We start from the raw sequence: 21098 nt of genomic DNA, 5'->3' as shown, positions 1-21098 counted from the left end.
GGTTAGTTCCTTTGGTCATCAACCTCTACGCCCTCTGGAACCACAAATACAAAGCGATCGTTTTTTGGTAACTCTAGTTTCACATTACTAAAGCTAAACAGTCCACGTTGCCCATCTTGCTCAATGACGTTAAACCCTTTCACAATCCCTTTGTCGTCGATATCAATTTGAAACTGGCCTTGCGTTGAATCCGCCGTTTTAGGCGTTAGCGTGAAGCGGTCATTTTGTTGCGATACCGTATAGTTATTCCAATCACTTTCTTCATTGCGAGTGAGTAAAATAAAAGGCGTTTGTTCAACCGCTTGTTTTTGCCAGTACAGGCTCACTTGCTCAATAAATGGACTGTAATACCATAAGGTTTCACCGTCCGAAATCAGCGTATTTTCATCTGGATATGTCGTTTCCCATCGAAACTTACTTGGCCTTGCAATTTCAACAAGACCTTCCCCTTCCATCACAATATCCCCTTCAGGGCTAACGATCTGCTGACTGAACGTAGCAGTGAATCCATCATTTAAAGAAAGTCGGGTACTCAATTCATCTTGGGGTGTGGCGAAAGCAGAAAAACTGACCACTATTGAGCAATGGGCAAGCAGTAGAAGGCTCCACTTTTTCATTTAATATACTCCTGATTGTTTCAGCAAAAACATTCTTGTTTTATGCATCGGGTTAATTTGTCTAAAGCCTTATTGACCACAGCATTGTTTGAATTTTTTACCACTAGAACACGGACAAGGATCATTGCGGCCAATACCTCTGTACGGATTGACACTTTGACTTTTGCCACCGACCATAGCTTCGTCAGCCGCAAGTGCGACTTCACTCACCATAAGGTCAAGCTGACCAATAAAATCTGATAATGTCGGGGGTGTTTCAATACCAGCATTTTTCATCTGCTGTTGTGTCTGCTCCTCGTCAATTGACAACATAAATAGAGTCAACAAGGCCTGAAGCATGCGCATCGAACCATCGTTTAGCTGTATTTCATGCCATTGAGGTTCAACAACGGCCCAAACGGTCATAAAGCCACTGGCAAATTCAACCAACTTATCGTGAGTGTGTTCAACCTCTAATAATGCAGAGGCTTCATATTCATTTCGTTGCAATCGATTAAACTGCGCATGAATCTGTTCCGTTACCAGGCTTATGTGACGTGGCGATGCATCTGAAAAAATTCGGTCCACCCATGCTTCTGGGGCGATCGGCTTAACGGAAAAATTGGCCGCCAAAATAGCGCCTTCGATAGTTTCGGCGGAAACATCGCTCGTTAAAGTATCTAAGTTGATAAGCTGGTAAGTCATGTCATTTTAAAATCTAAAGAAAAACAGCGATTATTATAGCCTGAAGCAAGGTGTTAGTGACAATCTTATCGTGAGCCTCTACAATCGCGCTGCCAAAATACTCTTCTACCGCTAACCACCGCAAAAGGCGATACATACATGCGTGTCATTTTAGGCCCTATGGAGGGCGTTTTAGATCACTTAATGCGAGAAATTCTCACCGATATCAATGATTATGACCTTTGTGTCACTGAATTTGTTCGAGTGAGTGATCAAGAGCTTCCTGAACATGTATTCCACCGTCTGTGCCCTGAATTGTTGACAGGATCTCAAACAAAATCAGGTGTTCCTGTGCATATTCAGCTACTCGGTCAACACCCTAAATGGATGGCAAAAAACGCGATTCAAGCTGAAAAATTGGGAGCCAAAGGGATTGATTTGAATTTTGGTTGTCCTGCCCGACTTGTCAATAAAAGCAGAGGCGGCGCGGCATTACTACAACACCCAGAGTTAATCCATGATGTAGTTCAGGCTTGTCGAGAAGCGGTTTCAGACCATATTCCCGTTTCAGCAAAGATCCGTCTTGGTTGGGAAAATCCCGATGATTGTTTCCATATAGTGGAAGAGATTGAAAAAGCGGGTGCCAACGAATTAACGGTTCACGCTAGAACCAAGTCAGGCGGCTACAAAGCCAGTGAAATCAAGTGGGATTACATAAACGAAATCCGTAAGAGTTCTTCTATTCCTCTTATTGCAAACGGAGAAATTTGGAACTACGAAGACGGCCAACGTTGTATCGAAACAACCGGAGTCGATTCTTTGATGGTCTGCCGGGGCGCATTTAATGTCCCTAATCTTGGTAATGTGGTTAAACACAATCACAAACCAATGCCATGGGCTGATGTGGTTGAACTATTACTGGCCTATTCCAAATATGAAATGGCTGGAGATAAGGGAATGTACTACCCGAACCGGGTCAAACAATGGTTTGCTTATTTAAAGCAACAATACCCTCAAGCCAATGATCTTTTTCGAGAGATAAGAACGTTCAAAACAGCACAACCGATTGTCGAACATATCAAATTATATCAAGCCCAACAGGCGCTCTAATAAACGCCCTAATAAACAAGTTGATTCTTACCAGATGTTTTCGCTTTATAGAGCTTTTCATCGGCGTTCTTAATCAGCTGCGGAAAATCGATATTAAAACTTGGCGTTACTATCTCAACCCCACCGGACACCGTAAAGCCAGTTTTAACGGCTTGTTTTGAATGTTGAGTAATCGCCAAGGTCACCCTGTCCAAGGCCTTTCTCAGTTGTTTTTCATCGTTTCCTTCAATATAAACCACAAACTCTTCGCCACCGAAACGAGCAGCGGCGTCATTGCTACGAATGTTTTTATCTAACTGGTTCGCCATGTAACAGATAACATCGTCTCCTACATCATGACCATATTTATCGTTCACTCGCTTAAAATCATCGATATCGAAAATAGCCAACGCAAACATTCTTTCAGCCCTTCTGCGACTCAAAAAAACATCAAACCCACGACGATTCAGTAAACCGGTCATAGGATCACGTTCTGCTAGACCCTTAAAATGAGTGCGCTCTACATTAATGTTAACGTAAAGTAATGTCAGAACTAAAAATATGTGAATCAGCAAAATCCCCAGCAAACTGAATTTTTCGTGAACTATAAAGAATTTAGCTTCATCGATGAGGTTAGAGTCGTAAAAAATGACGTGGTTAAAAACAATACCTTCGTATTCGATATTTCGTAATCTGAATGCATGGTTGGGAACGCTATTTAGGTCGGTGTTGAATATTCGGATCTCACCGATAAGTTTGTCTCCAGTCTCAAGTAGCAGGTCTACATCAATGTCCAAGGAAATAATGCCCTCGAATATTTCCTCTGAATACACTGGAACCGTTAAACCCATAACATGTTTATTTAAAATAACCGAGTTAAGGGGGCCTAACACCGTGATCTTATCGTTATTCTTTGCCGTTTCTAGCCAATAGGGACGTGTTTGTATCGTATCCAAGAACTCTTTAGTGACGTTTCGAGCCATGGTATCTGGGGAAGAGAAAACGTAACCCTCTTTGTCAAAATAGTGGATACCTAGTATAAATTCATCAAGATCATGCATGAATGAAAGAGCGGGAGCTAGAGAAACTTGGCTAGAAATACGTTCGTATAATTCACTGTCTGCATTACAAATCGATTTATCACCCACCAACATATAGGTGATGTCAACCGCAGACATCATGTGAGACTTACCCTGGGCACGGAGCAATGACTCTATCGGCCAGATCTGACATAAATCTTCAACAACCTGCCTATTGTGCTCGAGCAGTATGAGCCCCCCCGTTTGAAAGTAATTCGTAAAGTTGTAGTCGAGAGCGGTTAATACTTTTGTTGAACGCAACATCGCTCTTTTAAGACGTTCGTATTCAGCCGAAATGTTATTATCCACAAAGTCGTAATGGCTCTTAACCACTAAGCTCATCAATACTACCGATACCACCAGAGGCATTAAAATTGCAAACTTCAAACTAAAATGTCGATTTGACTTCATTAAATAGCTCATTACATGAAAGAAAAAGAGCCCATTGAGAAATGTCTCGATAATGGGCTCATCATATTGTCGTGTTTTTATCAGAGTCAAGAATCAAGCATTAGTTCAACAATAAGCTGTCATCAGCGAGCTCTTCACCACGGACTTTACTAAACATCTCTAGTAAATCAGGTACTTTCATATTAGCACGCTGTTCGCCTGAAACATCCAATACTATCTCACCTTGGTGCAGCATAACAGTTCGATCTCCGCAGGCTAGGGCATCTTTCATCGAATGAGTCACCATCATAACGGTCAGATTAAACTCTCGAACAATGGTTTTAGTTAAATCGATGACAAAAGCCGCCATACGAGGATCCAGTGCTGCGGTATGTTCATCTAATAGTAGCAACTTACTGTCTGACAGTGTTGCCATTACCAAGCTTACCGCCTGACGTTGCCCCCCAGACAATAACCCAATGTGATCACTCAAGCGATCTTCAAGACCAAGCCCAAGAATGCTAATGCGCTCTTGAAAAAGCTTTCGCCGGTTCGAAGACAACGACAAATTCCATCCTCGTCTCTTACCACGCATATACGCCAGTGCCATATTTTCTTCAATGGTTAAATCAGCACATGTCCCCGCGAGTGGATCTTGGAATACACGAGCACATTGCTTTGCTCTTTGATCCACCGTTTTTTTCGTCACATCAAGCTCATCGATAATGACCCGACCACCGACCATAGGTGTCTCGCCAGTCACAGCACCGAGTAAGGTTGACTTCCCTGCCCCATTAGAACCAATAACCGTTAAAAATTGGTGTTCAGGGACCTCTAAGTTAACGCCTCTCAGTGCTCGGTTTTCCAATATTGTTCCTGGGTTAAATGTCACTTGAATGTCTTCTAACCGAATCATACTGCTTCTCCTGACTCACTGTCCGTTTGAGAGTTTTGCTTCGGATTAACTTTAGAATTCATGCTCACCTGACTCCCTGCAGGTTTACTCGGCTTTTTTGACTTCATGTTCCCTTTTATTTTAGGCGCAATGAGGGCTATGGCGACAAGAACTGCCGTGACTAAGTTCAGATCCGAAGCCTGCAATCCAAACATTCCACTACTTAACGCAAAGGCAACAGCCAAACGATATAACACCGAGCCGACAATGACTGCGATCACGGCAACCCAAATTTTTCGCCCAGGGATTAACGTTTGTCCCAAAATAACGGCGGCTAAGCCAACAACGATGGTACCAACACCCGAGGTGACATCAGCAAAGCTATTCGTTTGCGCAAACAAAGCGCCAGAGAAGCCAACAAAGCCGTTAGACAAAGCCAACCCGAAATAGGTGTAAAAGGACGTGCTACCGCCCTGCGCCGAGACCATTCGCGAGTTCACCCCTGTTGCTCTCAATCCAAGGCCAAAATCACTGTTTAATAGCCTTACCACTCCCCAAGCGGAGATAAGAACAAGCAAACCAACAACTAATGGGCGGATGTAGAGTGAATCGCCAAGCGCTTCAAACGGCGTGAGAATGGTATCTTCTCCCAGTAAAGACATGTTAGGACGGCCCATGATTCGAATGTTAATCGAAAAAGCAGCAATCATCGTCAAGATGGAAGCAAGTAAATGAAGAATACCGCATCGAACGGCTAGAAAAGCAGTGACCCACCCTGTTGCCGCACCAGCGACAATCGCCATTGCAGTGGCAAGCCAAGGGTTTATTCCAGCAACGATAGCCGTCGCTGCAACTGCGGCTCCCATTGGGAAACTACCATCGACACTAAGGTCTGGAAAATCAAGAACTCTGAAAGTTAGGTAAACACCTAACGCCACAAGACCGTACAAAAGCCCGATCTCTAGGGCCCCAAAAAAAGCAAAAGCAGACATAACAACTCCCTTTGTACTGCTAAGCCAGTAATCCGATTACTGGCTGTATCACAGAGTTATTTTACGCTTGTTGCGCGGTCAAGTACTGACTGTGGAATCGCTATGCCGATCTTTTTGGCCGCCGCGGGATTCACGACTAAATCGGAACCTTTTGCTATTTTCACATCAAGATCACCAGGCTTGCTTCCTTCCAAAATTGCAACTACGTAATCCGCAGTCTGGTAACCCACTTGATAGTAATCAAAACCCAAGCTTGCTATTGCACCTTTCTCTACGTAAGAGGTCGCTCCACCTAATACTGGTGTTTTTGCTTGATTAGCAGCAAGAATCATCCCTTCAATTGCACTTGCAACGGTATTATCTGTTGGTGCGTAGAGAACATCAGATTTTGCAGCGATCGCTTGAGTCGCAGACTGAACATCAGCACTTTTTAGTGCAGTCGCCTCAATAACCTCTAACCCTTGTGCTTTCGCGCTCTCTTTAAGTAACTCAACTAATGTTACGGCGTTCGCTTCACCAGGGTTATAAACAACGCCAATGGATTTTGCTTCTGGTAAGATTTCTTTGATCAGCTCTACATGTTGATTGATCGGTGACAGATCAGAAAGGCCAGTAACATTTTTTCCTGGTTTTTCAAGCGTTTTAACCAACTTTGCACCAACTGGGTCGGTCACAGCCGTAAATACGATAGGAATATTTCGCGTCGCGGCGACCAGCGCTTGAGCGGTAGGTGTGGCAATACCGACTAAGACATCTGGATTTTCGCCTATAAACTGCCTTGCTATTTGCACGGCTATAGCTGGATTACCTTGCGCAGTTTTATAATCAAACTCTAAATTTTTTCCTTCTTCATAGCCTTTTGCTTTTAAGCCATCTAATAATCCTTGGCGGGTAGCATCTAATGCTGGGTGTTCGACAATCTGTGATACTGCAACTTTAGCTGTTTTTGCCATGATACTGGCTGATGAAAGTAACGCTGTACTTGCAATGATAGCCGTCGCTAGAATTTTACTTGCCTTCATCTTAACTCCTTGATTTAAGCAACTTAGTAGTCAATGTTGTGTTGGGTTATTATTGTTGTTGTGCATTTATCGTACACACTCAATATTAGTACCAGTTACTTAAAACAAAGGGAAGAACGCATTAACAATAAATCAACAAAAAAGAGACATAAGGACAGATTAGTCTCGATAGGCATGCAGTAGGATATTCCTGGGGGTCGTTTCGCGTGAACAAAATTGAGAGAGCGTTACCTGATAGCCATGCTGTTCTAGAAATAGAGCTTTATCAAGCACAAGCCATAACTCTAATGGACGCCGAAATGCTTGTTGAACCAAACTCAAACGCTCCATGTGCCAAAAACGTTGTATTCCGAGCTCCAAAAAGCGATTGAAATCAACATTAGGCAGTTCAATGCTCTTTTGACTCGCAGCCCAGTAACAAAATGCTTCAAAGCCTAGAGAGAGTTGTGATTTTTTAACACTCGGTATTGGTATATAAGTAGTTGTCAGCTTAAGTTCACGTAACATCACATCAAAGCTCAAACGGTAAGACATTTCGAGAAAGCGATGCCGCTTAACTCTTTCTCCGCCCGTCACCGTTTCAAGCAAAGGGATACGTAACTCTTGCTTATTAAGCGCCAATGGAGAGGATTGTGCCAACTGTGACATTGGCTGATATCGATCTGAACCAATTAAGTGATAGCAACAAGGAGAAATCGTCACCGCTGGCAAATTCATTGCTGCTGCCTTACTAAGAAGGCTGACGTGTAAATCCCCACAAGCATGGAGAGCAACAGCATGTTGATTGGAATTAATATAAGCTAAAGACTCATCAGTTAACGCATCGCCTTGAACAAATGTCATAGGAAGTTCTAAATGATCAGCACATTCCTGCCCTGCGAGACAAAGTGATTGTTGAAATTCAAAACTGGTGACTTTCTCCCCTGTTGTCGAGGCCAAAATCCGTCCTAAATAGCCTTTACCTGAGCACCACTCCAACCACTCACTGCCTTTGTGCAATTTCGCCGACGCATACCCCATTGACAGTATTTGATTCAGTTTCCTACCTGGAATGCCGTTATATAAATGGGGCTCTACCGCTATTGCCTGCTCACTATTGAGTGGTAAGTCAATGCGTTTATTCACCTCTCTTAATGCAGGAAAATAAGAATAAAGCGGCTCAGCTAGACTGTTTGGTGAAAGCTTAAAGTGCTCTATCTGCTCTATGGTGAGGCTATCTAGCCAAGCAGACAGACCAGGATGAGATTCGCACCAAGGGTACGGCTCATCAAAGCTTTGGTGGAAAGGTTCAAATCGCCAAAAAGGTTCGTTCGAACACAGAAACTGGTCAAGTATATGAAAAGTGTTGTTCATGACTTTCTCTTATCTCAATACAGTGTAAGGGGAAGTCTATCTATTAGAAAGAGATTAACGAACCGGGAGATCAATATCTTTAAACATTTCTTCTATTTCCGTATTTGATTTAAGTGATATCGCACGCTCTACCACAGGGCGAGTTAAGTGAGGTGCAAACCTTTCCATAAAGTCATACATATAAGTACGCAAAAACGTTCCCCGACGAAAACCGATACTGGTTGTACTGGCACCAAATATATGACTGGCATCTATTGCAATTAAATCACCGTCAGTGTTTTTATCAATGGCCATGCTAGCAATGACCCCAACCCCAACGCCCATTCTGACGTACGTTTTAATCACATCTGCATCGGTTGCTGTAAAGACGACTTTAGGCGTCAACCCTTCAGCATTAAAGGCTGTATCCAACTCAGAACGACCCGTAAAGCCAAAAACATAGGTTACTAAGGAATACTTAGCTAAATCGTGAATCGTGACGTTCTTCTTTGATGCCAGTGGGTGATCTTTTGTAACAACAATAGAACGGTTCCAATGGTAACAAGGAAGCATAATTGCGTCTTGATATAAGTGGAGTGCTTCAGTTGCTATGGCGAAATTAGCGGTTCCTTTCGCAATAGCTTCCGACATTTGGCTCGGAGTGCCTTGGTGCATATGTAAAGAAACTTTAGGATAACGGGTGGTAAACCCTTTAATCACTTCCGGCAACGCATAGCGAGCTTGCGTATGAGTTGTCGAGATGTTTAATGTCCCTTTCTCAGGATGCGTATGCTCACCGGCTACCGCTTTTATACTCTCTACCCGAGATAAAATTTCTTGAGAAATACGGATTATGTCGATACCAGCTGGTGTTACTTGTGTTAAATGTTTCCCACTGCGTTCAAATATTTCGATACCCAATTCATCTTCAAGTAAACGTACTTGCTTACTAATACCCGGTTGCGACGTATACAAACTTTCTGCTGTCGCAGATACATTTAGGTTATGATTTACAACTTCAACAATATATTTTAGCTGTTGTAGTTTCATTTTATGTCCTCGAAATCCTTGCCGACGGCACAGTGGGCAGTAATAGTTTATAATTATTAGTTATAACGTTAATGACGTATAATTGATAGAAAAATTGAAGCATGGATACTGTTGATTCCCCTGCCGCAGTGCACAATAACGATTTTTGCAGGCTAACACTCATATTACTGTGCTAATTCAAACTTTTGGTTAATAATAAAATGACAAACAGTGATAATAAAAAGCTCGACATTGTGGTGCCGAATGTTATCCAGATGGTGTATCCTAAAAAGCTAACCATCCAAAACACAAAGATATGGAATTTATGAATATTGGATTAATTATTGCTCTCGTAGCTGTCTTATTGGTATTGGTTCTTGGTTATAACATCATGTTGCAATACAAGGTCAAAGTAGAAACCGCCAAGAAACAAGAATCGGCTCGTTATATTGCGATCATTGATGCGACGGAAGATCTCATTGGTAATGCACACCATATACCTTTCAGTAAAGACCTTTTGGTCTGCTTGAATAATCGAATTCTTGACTCACTTCAAAACATGTTAGAGTTAGATCCTAAAAATAAACAGCTTGCTCAACGGCTTGAAAACATGAAGCAGCAAATCACTCAATTGAAAGAAAATTATCAAGGTGGTGACAGTACAACATTTAAGGTACCAAGCAGTGACAAACAAGCCATAGTCATGCTGAAGTTAGTGAAAAGACTACGAGATACCGTGCGTAGTGAACACAACAAAGGGCGTTTTGAAACGCAAGCTTTTGTTGCAGAGAATGCACGACTAGAAACCATTCAAGTCAGAATTAATATCGAGAATGTGATTAAGCGAGCTAACGACTCGATAGTTCGTGGCCAGCCAGGAACAGCACTGCAACTCTTGAAAAAAGGGATTGATGCCTTAAGCTCGAAAAATGATGCCTACTCAAACCAAGCTAGAGAAAAGCTAGAAGGTATGTTTAACGATCTCGAACAGAAACGACAAAACAAAAATGCGGAAGATTTACAAGGTATCGAAGAAAGAGAAAAAGAAGACGATATGGAAGCTCTGTTTGGCCAGAAGAAAAAATGGTAATCAAGCTATTACGTTCAAAGCAAGTACGTTTACAGCAATTACATTTTTAAATGAGTTCAAAAAAGTCGCATTATGATGCGACTTTTTTGTACATGATGTTTTTATCCAGTAAAAAGGCCGCATTATGCAGCCTGATTGTCATCTCGATAACACACTCGACGACTTACACTAGAGTTTTGTTAATTTCAGTCAGCACGAGTGCAGGGGCCGGCGCTTGAGTAATCGGTCTTCCAATAACAAGATAATCCGAACCAGCCTCAATGGCATCGACAGGTGTCATAATTCGCTTCTGATCACCCACAGAGGCTCCTACAGGTCTAATACCTGGTGTTACTAACTTAAAGGATTGACCAAGCTCTTCTTTCAGCAAGGAGGCCTCTTGAGCTGAACATACCACACCGTCGAGCCCCGAATTCTTCGTTAGCGTAGCTAATCGAATAACCTGCTCTTGTGGCGTTATATTTAAACCGATTCCGGATAAATCAGCTTGCTCCATGCTGGTCAAAACGGTTACGCCAATCAGCAATGGACGATCTTTCCCGTAAGGCTCTAGGATTTCACGCGAGGCTGTCATCATTCTCTCACCGCCGCTCGCATGAACATTGACCATCCAAACGCCCAATTCAGCCGCAGCTCTTACTGCTTTCGAACAGGTGTTGGGAATGTCGTGGAACTTCAAATCCAAAAATACAGAGAAGCCACGTTTATGCAACTCGCGCACAAAGTCTGGGCCAAATAAAGTGAACATTTCTTTGCCTACTTTAAGGCGACAAGATGCTGGATCAATTTTATCGACAAAGGCTAACGCATCTGTTTGCTTGTCATAATCAAGCGCAACGATCACTTGTTGGTCGTTCATTTCTTCTCCTAACAATTCACAATGTATAAATTAAAACTAAAAAAATGCAGCTCAAACAAGCTGCATATACTATTCTCCGTCTAAACCTCTGATCGGTTTGATCACTCCCCAGCCTTTACATGAAGGGCAATGCCAATGCATTGAGTGTGTTGAAAAACCGCACTTTCGGCATCGATAATGAGGTTTTAACTTTAACTGCTCACCAACTAATTTCTGTAACGTGCTCAGGCTTTCCTTGGCTCTCCCTTCCTCAGCATTCGCTAAATGGTAATCCATCAAACGATAAAAACCTTTCATCGTCGGGTTTTTTAACAACTGACGAGTCAGAAGATCTTGAGCGGAAGCAGTGCCTTCATGTTTGGCAACCAATTGAGCTAACATTAACTCAGCAGACACTCCAGATTTCTTTGAAATACAACGCCTTAAAAACTCTACCAGTCCATTTTCATTGCCAAGATGATAGTAGCAGTCAGCCAATATTGGTAAGGCCTCGCTCACGAAGTCACTGTCCTGATCGAGCACATTCTCTAAGTGCTCAACTGTTTTCTGGTATTCTTCCGACTCTAAATACTGCTTACCCAGTAAAATACTTGCTCTAACACACTTTGGGTCTTCGATTAAAGCCTTATGATAATATTGAATGGACTTACCTACGTTGCCATCTTGCTTTTCTTGGATTGCTAACTCACACCAAAAATGAGCAATGGACTTATGTATTCTAGGCTTACCAAGTTTAACCAATAAGCCTGCGAGATGAATCGCCTTGGCCCACTCTCTCGTTTGTTGGTAGATCGCGACCAACTGTTGAAGTGCGGCTTCTCTATGATCAGGCTCTTCTGTCAGTTGCTCAAAAATCTTTTCAGCTCTATCTAAAAAACCAGACACCATATAGTCTTTAGCAAGCTGCTGAAGAGCGATATTCTTCTGATCGATAGTTAGACCAGAACGGGAGATAAGATTTTGGTGAATCCGAATAGCGCGGTCCACCTCCCCTCTTGAACGAAACAAGTTACCGAGTGCGAGGTGCGTATCAATAGTATTGTCGTCTACTTGCAGCAGCTCGATAAAATGATCGACCGCTTTATCTGATTGGTCAGATAGAAGTAAGTTTAGGCCTGTGACATATTGGCGAGAAATCTGGTTAGAGTGCTTCTGTTTTTCTTGCTGGGCGCTACGATTACCCATGTACCACCCGTAGGCAGCGGCAATTGGTAATAGCAAGAAAAGGATTTCTAACATCTAGGAAAGTCTACCGTTTTATACTTTTGACTGAATAGGTGAAGTTTCAGTCGTTGATTTTTTAAGCTTCTTATTCAACTTACGAACCTGAAGCTGGGATTTAAAGTGAAGACTGCCAAATATCAACCAAGCCAAGGAGAATCCAGCTACAAAAACACTACCGAGTAATGTCGATAGGTGAAAGTCACCTTGCGCTAAAAGGTAGTTAAAAGTAACAACAGCTTGGTTTTGGGATCCTAAAGCTAAAGCAATAAGGAACAGAGCAAGTACTACAACGATTTTTATTATTTTCATAATCCATTACCCCAATATTTATAGCAGGTACGATTATGCAGGAAAATTGGCTTACAAACCACGCCTATTATGAACATTCTGCCTATAAAAAAACGGCTAACTGGGAAGCTGGCCGTTTCTTAACAAAACTATAATTTACTGATTAAGATACGTTAACGCGCTCACGTAATTCTTTACCCGGTTTAAAGTGAGGAACAAATTTACCCTCTAACTCTACTTTATCGCCAGTCTTTGGATTACGACCTACGCGCGGCTCTCTGTAATGTAACGAGAAGCTACCAAAACCACGGATCTCAATTCTATCGCCACTTTCTAGAGTTGTAGCCATATGTTCTAGTATATCTTTTACAGCATCTTCTATTTCTTTCGCAGACAAATGTGTTTGCTCAGAACAGAGTCTTTCTATCAATTCTGACTTAGTCATAATATTCCTCGTTGGCATTCTTTTTAGAAATTATAGACCTATCGAAAAAATTAGCAAAAAAAAAGGAACCTTTCGGTTCCTTTCTTAGCTATATAGCTATTGTTCTCTTAACGAGAAGCTATTATTCGCCTTTCGCAGCTTTGAATGCGTCAGCCATAGCATTACCGAACCCGCCGTCTTCAGACTTGTTCAGTGAAGCCATTGCTTCTTGCTCTTCAGCTTCATCTTTAGCTTTGATAGATAGGTTGATTACGCGGTTCTTACGGTCTACACCAGTGAACTTAGTTTCAACGCTGTCACCAACGCTTAGGATTAGAGATGCATCTTCGATACGGTCACGTGAAACTTCAGAAGCGCGGATGTAACCTTCTACGCCATCTACAAGCTCAACAGTCGCGCCTTTAGCGTCAACTGCAGTTACAGTACCGTTTACTAGAGTGCCTTTCTTAGTATCAGCAACATATGCATTGAACGGGTCATTTTCCATTTGCTTAACGCCAAGAGAAATACGCTCACGTTCTGCATCTACTGCTAGAACTACTGCAGAGATTTCATCGCCTTTCTTGTATTCACGAACAGCGTCTTCGCCAGTTGCGTTCCAAGAAATGTCAGATAGGTGTACTAGACCATCGATGCCGCCGTCAAGACCGATAAAGATACCGAAGTCAGTGATAGACTTGATCTTACCAGTAACTTTATCGCCTTTAGCTTGCGCTTCAGCGAATGACTGCCATGGGTTAGCTTTACACTGTTTCAGACCTAGAGAGATACGACGACGTTCTTCGTCAATCTCAAGAACCATAACCTCAACTTCGTCGCCAACATTAACAACTTTAGATGGGTGGATGTTCTTGTTAGTCCAATCCATTTCAGAAACGTGTACTAGACCTTCAACGCCTTCTTCGATTTCAACGAAGCAGCCGTAGTCAGTTAGGTTAGTAACACGACCAGAAAGCTTGTGACCTTCTGGGTAACGCTTAGCGATTGCTACCCATGGATCTTCGCCAAGTTGCTTAAGACCTAGTGATACACGAGTGCGCTCACGGTCAAACTTAAGAACTTTAACTTGGATCTCGTCACCTACGTTAACGATCTCTGATGGGTGCTTAACACGTTTCCACGCCATATCTGTGATATGTAGAAGACCGTCAACACCGCCAAGATCAACGAAAGCACCGTAGTCAGTAAGGTTCTTAACGATACCTTTAACTTCAGAACCTTCTTGTAGAGTTTCAAGAAGCTCATCACGCTCAACACTGTTTTCAGATTCGATAACAGCACGGCGAGAAACAACAACGTTGTTGCGCTTCTGGTCAAGTTTAATAACTTTGAACTCTAGCTCTTTGTTTTCTAGGTGAGCAGTGTCACGGATAGGACGTACGTCTACAAGAGAGCCTGGAAGGAAAGCACGGATACCGTTTAGTTCAACAGTGAAACCGCCTTTAACTTTACCATTGATGATACCAACAACAGTTTCAGCTTCTTCGTAAGCTTTCTCAAGAACGATCCACGCTTCGTGACGCTTAGCTTTCTCGCGAGAAAGTTGAGTTTCACCGAAACCATCTTCAACAGCGTCTAGAGCAACGTCTACTTCAGCGCCAACTTCAACTTCAAGTTCGCCAGCAGCGTTTTTGAATTGTTCAGCAGGGATAGCAGATTCAGACTTAAGGCCAGCATCAACAAGAACGAAACCGTTCTCGATAGCTACAACAGTACCTTTAACGATACTACCTTGTTGGAATTCAGTTTCAGATAGAAACTCTTCAAAGAGTTGAGCAAAAGATTCAGTCATTATTTAATCTTCAATTAATTAAACGTCCATGGGTATCCTACCGCATGGGGTTGATAAATTCGCCAGTCATCATCCTTGCGACCAACGTTCTCAGCTGACTGAGTATAGACTACTCAGCCAATTTAGATTCTATATATTTCATTGCTGTTTCTACGACTTCGTCAATATTCATTGAGGTCGAGTCAAGCAATAGCGCGTCTTCAGCCGGACGTAAAGGAGCAACAGCACGGTTGCGGTCTCTGTCGTCACGTTCTTGAATCTCGCTTAAAAGGTCGCCAAACTTAACATCTAAACCTTTATCTTGCAACTGTTTAAGGCGTCTATTCGCTCTCTCGTGGGCACTCGCATCAAGAAATATTTTGGCTGTAGCATTTGGGAAAACAACGGTTCCCATATCTCGACCATCAGCGACTAAGCCTTTACCTTCAGCAAACGCTCGCTGGCGTCTTAACAAAGCTTCGCGTACTCGCGGTAACGCAGCCACTTTTGAAGCCGCCATGCCGGTTTCTTCCTTGCGAAGTTCATGTGAGACGTCTTCGCCTTCTAAAATAACCTTAACCAGATCACCTTCAGCAATAAATTGAACATCCAGATGTGTAGCAAGGGGAACCAGAACATCTTCAGACTCAGTATCCAAGCCGTGATGAATCGCAGCCAGTGCTAGCACACGATAAATAGCACCAGAGTCGAGCAGTTGGTAACCTAACTTGTCAGCCAATAACATACAAAGGGTACCTTTTCCGGCTCCGCTAGGACCGTCGACGGTGATCACTGGTGTTTCAAGAGGCATGTTTTACTCCACGTTAGTTTATCGTAAGCAATTTGAACGTCGCTTTTTATGACGAAAAATTATAATGCTATTACCACTTTGGTTCTAGTTACGATTAGACTTTTCGAGAAGAAAATGAGGAAAGCGGCTACGCTTGGTGCGCTTTCCAAACGTAGCCAAAAATTTACAATAAGATACGCGTTCGGTTTTTATCCAAAATTGAAGTCCCAATCCCTTTAACCTTGACGAGATCATCAATCGCTTTGAACTCGCCATACTCTGAACGGTAATCAACAATGGCTTGCGCTTTCTTTAAACCTACGCCGATAAGTAACGTCGCGAGCTCTTCTGCCGGGGCTTGATTAATATTGACGGTGACTTCAATGCCTTCGTATTTTGCGGAATCAGAAGCCACTGCTTGGGTAAATGGAAATATGGCAAGTAGTATGGATAAAATGATGGATTTTATAAACATGATTGTGTTTCCTATGTGGGTTGACCAAAATCATCCTATCTAGTCAATGATTCCAATGCCAAGGCGACACCACAAAAACAAACGGGCCGCATTAGCGGCCCATTTTTATAAAATTATCAATTACATAGAAATCAGCTACTGACCCACTATGAAATAATCGATATCCGTGTTCTCTCTCAAGATACTCAAGATACCCGAAAGATCTTGTTGATTACTCAATTGTACGAGTTGAGCATCGACTTGCGAAGCGAACTGCGTATCTACGTTTACATCAACCTTATCAAGAGCAACGATAACGATATTACCCTCAAAATCTTTCGCTTGAGCATACACAGCCTGCCCGTCCAGTGGTTTAGCCATAGAAAAAACGGTTTCAGCAAGTGGAGCTCTACGATCAATGCTTGTTGATTCAGAGAACTGCAAATCGTACTCAGACAACTGGCTTTCATCACTGACAGATAATACCTCAAGAACGTTACCAGCCAGTTCAATAGCCACCTGCTCTCCCTTCACCTGGCGCAGTTGGGCTTCAACTTGATCACGAACATCATTCAGCGGTAAAACCGTTTCTTCACGGCTATCATCGACACGAACAACAATAACATGCTCTGGTGACACTTCGATAACCTCAGAGTTTAGACCATCTTCCATAACTTCAGGACTAAGAATAGCTTGCATTACTGCTGATGAACGAAGAATTTCTGGTGCATCTTGTGCAGAAATGAAGTCGGTTACCTGTATTGGCTGGCTAACGGCGGCGGCAGCATCGTCTAAAGAATCTGGATATTCAAACGCGATTCGCTCAAACTCGCTTTGTAACTCATAAAAAGCGTCTACTGCTTTTTGATCAACAAGGTCTGCCAATATGTCTTCTTTAACCGCTTCAAATGGCTGAGAAACCGAATCTTTCAGTTCATCAAGCTTAATGATGTGATAACCAAAATTAGAAGTCACCACCTCAGAGATGTCACCAACATTAGCAAGTTCAAAAGCCGCCGTTTCAAATGATGGATCCATCACGTCGCGTTCAATCCAACCGAGTGAGCCACCTTCTTCTGCACTGCCAATGTCCTGTGACAACTCTTCAGCTAAAGTAGCAAAATCAGCGCCTGACTTTAGATCGGCAAGTATCTTTTCAGCGGCTTCTAATTCACCTTGAACCAAGATATGACTCACTTTACGCTGCTCTTCAGTAGAGTACTTATCTAGGTGCTCCTGGTAGTACTTTTTGAGTTCTGGCTCTGAGACTTCAATACTTTGTTTTAGCTGCTGTGCAGACAACTCGACATAACCTACTTTCACTTGTTCTGGGCGAGTATAACGAACAGAATTCTCATCGTAGAAAGCTTCAATTTCCGCTTCGGTCAATTCAATATTACGCGCCATATCAGCAACAGAAAGCTTGATAGTTCTGATGTCTCTGGTCTGCATGATCAATTCACTTTGCGCGTTGACTTCACCATCGAGTGAAAAGTCACTATTTTGAAGCGCGGTAAGTAATTGATTACGAGTTAAGTCTCGGCGCAGATATTGAGCAAAGCTCTCCGCTGAGAAACCAGCACGTCGTAAACCCGTCTGATAGATATCTTGGTCAAACTGACCATTACTTTGAAACTGGGGCATTTCTAGAATCATCGTTCTAATTTGTGCATCGCTAACGCGTAATCCAAGAGATTCAGCGTGCTGCTCAAGCAATAAGTCATTCACCATTCGGTCTAAAACTGACTTACGAAAAGATTCTACATAGGCAGGGTCAGCTAGCATGTTTGAGAAGTAATCACCAAGCTGTGATTGCATGCGATTACGCTCATTTTGATACGCTTGTTCAAAATCACCTCTTGTGATTTCCGCGTTACCAACTTTTGCTGCTGAGTTTGCATTTCCGCCGATGATATAGCTACCTACACCAGCAAAAACAAATGAAAGGATAATTAGCCCAAGGACTATTTTAACAAAAGGGCCATTCACGCCTTCGCGAAACCGTTCCATCATAATTTAATTGCTCTCTAAAGACGAAGCGTAACACTTCGAAGTAAAAAATTATTTGCGTGATGATACCAGAAAAAGAAATGCGCATCAGTAGGATGCGCATAAATATCATATTCTATGAAAGCTACTGCTGAAATTTTCAGAAGCTAACTTTGCAAAAGCTAAGCTTACAAGAGCTTAGTTACAAGCATCTTTAAGTGCTTTACCCGCTTTAAATGCTGGTACTTTTGCTTCTGCAATTTGAATTTCTTCACCCGTTTTAGGGTTACGTCCAGTGCGTGCTGCACGAGTACGAACGCTGAAAGTGCCAAAGCCAACTAATGCAACCTGGTCACCAGATTGTAGAGTACCGCCTACTGCTTCAATAAACGCATCTAATGCACGACCTGCCGAAGCTTTTGAAAGGTCCGCTTTCTCTGCAATATTTTCTACTAATTGTGTCTTATTCACTGTGATTCCCCTTTGCGCTACCTGTTATTATTGTGTAGGTAGCTTTCGTTCCATTTACGTTTTTGAATTTAGCCGAAGCCTTGATACAACAGGCTTTAGCCTTAGTGGATAACGTTAGCGCCCAAAAAAAACGCTGACAAGCATTTTTAAGCTAATCAGCGTGTTCTTTTACTTATTTTTGCTACACATCACTCTTTTCTGCGTTCAACGTAACCCCTGAAGGGTCTCTTTCAAGGGCTACGGTCAGGACTTCGTCAATCCATTGAACCGGAATCACCTTGAGATCAGCAATAACATTGTCCGGAATCTCTTCCAAATCGCGTTCATTATCTTTGGGAATCAATACCGTAGTAATGCCTCCTCGATGAGCGGCTAAAAGTTTCTCTTTTAAACCACCGATCGGTAAAACTTCACCACGCAGTGTAATTTCGCCTGTCATTGCCACTTCGGCTTTAACTGGATTACCCGTCAAGCTTGACACTAAAGCTGTACACATTGCGATACCAGCACTAGGGCCATCTTTAGGGGTAGCTCCTTCCGGCACATGTACATGAATATCCCGCTTCTCATAGAAATCAGGATTGATGCCTAACTTTTCGGCTCTGGCACGAACGACAGTCATCGCGGCCTGAATCGATTCTTGCATCACATCGCCCAACGAACCTGTTTGGGTAAGTTTACCTTTACCCGGCATAGACTCCGTTTCAATGGTTAGCAAATCACCACCCACTTCAGTCCACGCCAAACCAGTGACTTGACCAACACGATTGCTATCATCGGCTTTGCCAAAATCACAGCGCTGGACACCTAAGTAGTCTTTGAGATTGTCCATGGTAACAACAACAGACTTAAGATCTTTATCCAGTAGGATGTTCTTAACCGCTTTACGACAAATCTTAGATATTTCTCTCTCGAGGCTACGAACACCCGCTTCACGCGTGTAGTAACGAATAATCCCAATGATTGCAGAATCTTCGATCGTAATCTCTTTTGGTTTTAAACCATTACGCTGTATCTGTTTATCAATCAAGTGTCGCTTAGCGATATTCAGTTTTTCGTCTTCGGTGTAACCTGATAGGCGAATCACTTCCATGCGGTCGAGCAATGGGCCGGGAATATTCATTGAGTTTGAAGTGGCAACGAACATAACATCCGACAAGTCATAGTCAACTTCTAGGTAATGGTCGTTAAAAGCATTATTTTGCTCTGGATCCAAGACTTCTAACAGTGCTGATGATGGATCACCACGCATGTCTGAAGACATTTTGTCAATTTCATCCAATAGGAATAATGGGTTTTTAACGCCCACTTTCGACATTTTTTGGATGAGTTTACCCGGTAATGAACCAATATACGTTCGACGGTGACCACGGATCTCGGCTTCATCACGTACACCACCAAGCGCCATACGCGTGTACTTACGCCCTGTAGCAGATGCAATTGAACGCCCTAAAGAGGTTTTACCTACACCAGGAGGCCCAACAAGACAAAGAATAGGCCCTTTTAGCTTGTTGATGCGATTTTGAACCGCTAAATATTCCAAAATACGTTCTTTAACACGCTCTAAACCATAATGATCTTCATTCAGCGTTTCTTCGGCTTTCGCCAAGTTCTTTTTAACTTTCGAACGCTTTGTCCATGGCACACCTACCATCCAATCAATATAACTGCGTACAACCGTCGCCTCAGCAGACATAGGTGACATCATTTTAAGCTTTTGCAGTTCTTGTTCTGTCTTTTCTCGTGCTTCCTGAGGCATTTTTGAATCCTCAATTTTCTTTTTAAGAACTTCGAATTCATCAACACCATCTTCTGTTTCACCCAATTCTTTTTGGATGGCTTTCATTTGTTCGTTCAGATAGTACTCGCGCTGAGACTTTTCCATCTGTTTTTTAACGCGACCACGAATACGCTTCTCGACTTGAAGAATGTCGATTTCTGATTCCATTTGGCCCATTAAGAATTCTAGACGCTGAATAACATCAAGAATCTCTAAAACTTGTTGTTTATCATCAAGCTTTAGTGGCATGTGGGCTGCAATGGTATCCGCCAGACGAGCCGCTTCGTCGATCCCATTTAAAGAAGTTAGCACTTCTGGTGGGATTTTTTTATTCAGCTTGATGAATCCTTCAAATTGATTAATTGCACTGCGCACAACCACTTCCTGCTCTTTCTCATCAAGATCCGGAGTTTCTAGGAATTGTGCCTCGGCAAGGAAGAATTCGTTTTCTTTAAATTCAGTTATTTTAGCGCGCTGTTGGCCTTCAACGAGGACTTTTACGGTACCATCTGGTAGTTTGAGAAGTTGCAAAATTGTGGCAACAGTACCAACAGTAAACAAGTCCTCTAACTCAGGTTCGTCTTTATCAGCTTGTTTTTGGGCAACCAATAACACTTGTTTATTGTTATCCATCGCCGCTTCTAAGCAACTAATCGATTTTTCACGACCAACAAACAACGGGATGACCATGTGAGGGTAAACAACTACATCTCGCAGAGGTAGGACGGGGATTTCGATACGCTCGGAACGCTCCAAGTTCATATTATTCTCTCTTCCGCTTTAACATTAAACGTATGACTATTTATGACTATATGGGGGCTAATGGTGT

20 protein-coding genes are annotated in these 21098 nt (G+C 42.6%); 2 read left to right on the top strand and 18 right to left on the bottom strand.

All coding sequences use genetic code 11. The features are described from left to right. Nucleotides 1-2: 2 nt before the first annotated feature. Nucleotides 3-617, bottom strand: a complete 615-nt coding sequence (gene lolA / locus A1QO_RS05130; protein WP_017041148.1) for an outer membrane lipoprotein chaperone LolA — start codon at nt 615-617, stop codon at nt 3-5. 69 nt (nt 618-686) lie between these two features. Further along, the gene (locus A1QO_RS05125) at nt 687-1301 is read right to left on the bottom strand and encodes a YecA family protein (protein ID WP_017041147.1); all 615 of its coding nucleotides are present in this window, start codon (nt 1299-1301) and stop codon (nt 687-689) included. A gap of 138 nt (nt 1302-1439) precedes the next feature. On the opposite strand from A1QO_RS05125, the gene dusC reads away from it, so the two are divergent. After that, the gene (gene dusC, locus A1QO_RS05120) at nt 1440-2390 is read left to right on the top strand and encodes a tRNA dihydrouridine(16) synthase DusC (RefSeq protein WP_017039251.1); all 951 of its coding nucleotides are present in this window, start codon (nt 1440-1442) and stop codon (nt 2388-2390) included. An 8-nt stretch (nt 2391-2398) separates the two neighbouring features. Here the strand turns inward: dusC and A1QO_RS05115 are convergent, their stop codons facing one another. The 6 genes from A1QO_RS05115 to cysB form a co-directional block, all read right to left on the bottom strand. After that, a complete protein-coding gene (locus tag A1QO_RS05115; protein WP_017041146.1) occupies nt 2399-3859 on the bottom strand; it encodes a sensor domain-containing diguanylate cyclase in 1461 nt (486 codons plus the stop codon). A gap of 100 nt (nt 3860-3959) precedes the next feature. Continuing rightward, the gene (locus tag A1QO_RS05110) at nt 3960-4754 is read right to left on the bottom strand and encodes an ABC transporter ATP-binding protein (RefSeq protein ID WP_017033730.1); all 795 of its coding nucleotides are present in this window, start codon (nt 4752-4754) and stop codon (nt 3960-3962) included. Continuing rightward, nucleotides 4751-5725: an ABC transporter permease gene (locus A1QO_RS05105; RefSeq protein ID WP_017033729.1), complete on the bottom strand. Its 975-nt coding sequence runs from the start codon at nt 5723-5725 to the stop codon at nt 4751-4753. Before A1QO_RS05105 ends, A1QO_RS05110 begins: the two co-directional genes overlap by 4 nt. A 56-nt stretch (nt 5726-5781) precedes the next feature. Beyond that, entirely contained in the window at nt 5782-6747 is a 966-nt protein-coding gene (locus tag A1QO_RS05100; RefSeq protein ID WP_017033728.1) for an ABC transporter substrate-binding protein, read from the bottom strand. Between the two features lie 159 nt (nt 6748-6906). Then, the gene (locus A1QO_RS05095) at nt 6907-8100 is read right to left on the bottom strand and encodes a methyltransferase (protein WP_017041145.1); all 1194 of its coding nucleotides are present in this window, start codon (nt 8098-8100) and stop codon (nt 6907-6909) included. A 54-nt stretch (nt 8101-8154) separates the two neighbouring features. After that, a complete protein-coding gene (gene cysB / locus A1QO_RS05090) occupies nt 8155-9129 on the bottom strand; it encodes an HTH-type transcriptional regulator CysB (RefSeq protein WP_017033726.1) in 975 nt (324 codons plus the stop codon). A 304-nt stretch (nt 9130-9433) separates the two neighbouring features. Between cysB and A1QO_RS05085 the strand changes: the two genes are divergently transcribed. Next, entirely contained in the window at nt 9434-10198 is a 765-nt protein-coding gene (locus tag A1QO_RS05085) for a hypothetical protein (RefSeq protein WP_017041144.1), read from the top strand. A gap of 163 nt (nt 10199-10361) precedes the next feature. On the opposite strand, the gene pyrF is transcribed toward A1QO_RS05085, so the two are convergent. From pyrF to lon, 10 genes are all read right to left on the bottom strand, one after another. After that, nucleotides 10362-11057, bottom strand: a complete 696-nt coding sequence (gene pyrF, locus A1QO_RS05080) for an orotidine-5'-phosphate decarboxylase (RefSeq protein ID WP_017041143.1) — start codon at nt 11055-11057, stop codon at nt 10362-10364. A gap of 69 nt (nt 11058-11126) precedes the next feature. After that, nucleotides 11127-12296, bottom strand: a complete 1170-nt coding sequence (lapB, locus tag A1QO_RS05075; protein ID WP_017033723.1) for a lipopolysaccharide assembly protein LapB — start codon at nt 12294-12296, stop codon at nt 11127-11129. 18 nt (nt 12297-12314) lie between these two features. Next, nucleotides 12315-12590: a LapA family protein gene (locus tag A1QO_RS05070; RefSeq protein ID WP_017033722.1), complete on the bottom strand. Its 276-nt coding sequence runs from the start codon at nt 12588-12590 to the stop codon at nt 12315-12317. Between the two features lie 142 nt (nt 12591-12732). Further along, nucleotides 12733-13014, bottom strand: a complete 282-nt coding sequence (gene ihfB / locus A1QO_RS05065) for an integration host factor subunit beta (RefSeq protein ID WP_017033721.1) — start codon at nt 13012-13014, stop codon at nt 12733-12735. Between the two features lie 121 nt (nt 13015-13135). Next, on the bottom strand, nt 13136-14806 hold the full coding sequence (gene rpsA, locus A1QO_RS05060) for a 30S ribosomal protein S1 (RefSeq protein WP_017033720.1): 1671 nt from the start codon (nt 14804-14806) through the stop codon (nt 13136-13138). A 109-nt stretch (nt 14807-14915) separates the two neighbouring features. Next, a complete protein-coding gene (gene cmk / locus A1QO_RS05055) occupies nt 14916-15596 on the bottom strand; it encodes a (d)CMP kinase (protein WP_017038954.1) in 681 nt (226 codons plus the stop codon). A 163-nt stretch (nt 15597-15759) separates the two neighbouring features. Further along, complete coding sequence (locus tag A1QO_RS05050; RefSeq protein ID WP_017038955.1) at nt 15760-16050, bottom strand: ComEA family DNA-binding protein; 291 nt, start codon at nt 16048-16050, stop codon at nt 15760-15762. A gap of 135 nt (nt 16051-16185) precedes the next feature. Continuing rightward, nucleotides 16186-18042: a peptidylprolyl isomerase gene (gene ppiD / locus A1QO_RS05045; protein WP_017041142.1), complete on the bottom strand. Its 1857-nt coding sequence runs from the start codon at nt 18040-18042 to the stop codon at nt 16186-16188. Nucleotides 18043-18216: 174 nt separating this feature from the next. Beyond that, the gene (locus A1QO_RS05040) at nt 18217-18489 is read right to left on the bottom strand and encodes an HU family DNA-binding protein (protein ID WP_017033951.1); all 273 of its coding nucleotides are present in this window, start codon (nt 18487-18489) and stop codon (nt 18217-18219) included. A 181-nt stretch (nt 18490-18670) separates the two neighbouring features. Then, nucleotides 18671-21031 carry an endopeptidase La gene (gene lon / locus A1QO_RS05035; protein WP_017033952.1) on the bottom strand — a complete coding sequence of 787 codons (2361 nt, stop codon included), beginning with the start codon at nt 21029-21031 and terminating at the stop codon, nt 18671-18673. Nucleotides 21032-21098: the final 67 nt, after the last annotated feature.

The sequence above is a fragment of the Vibrio genomosp. F10 str. ZF-129 genome (genome assembly GCF_000287055.2).
GTDB lineage: Bacteria > Pseudomonadota > Gammaproteobacteria > Enterobacterales > Vibrionaceae > Vibrio.
The sequence above is the reverse complement of the archived record's forward strand: the minus strand, read 5'-3'. Positions and strand labels throughout refer to the sequence as shown.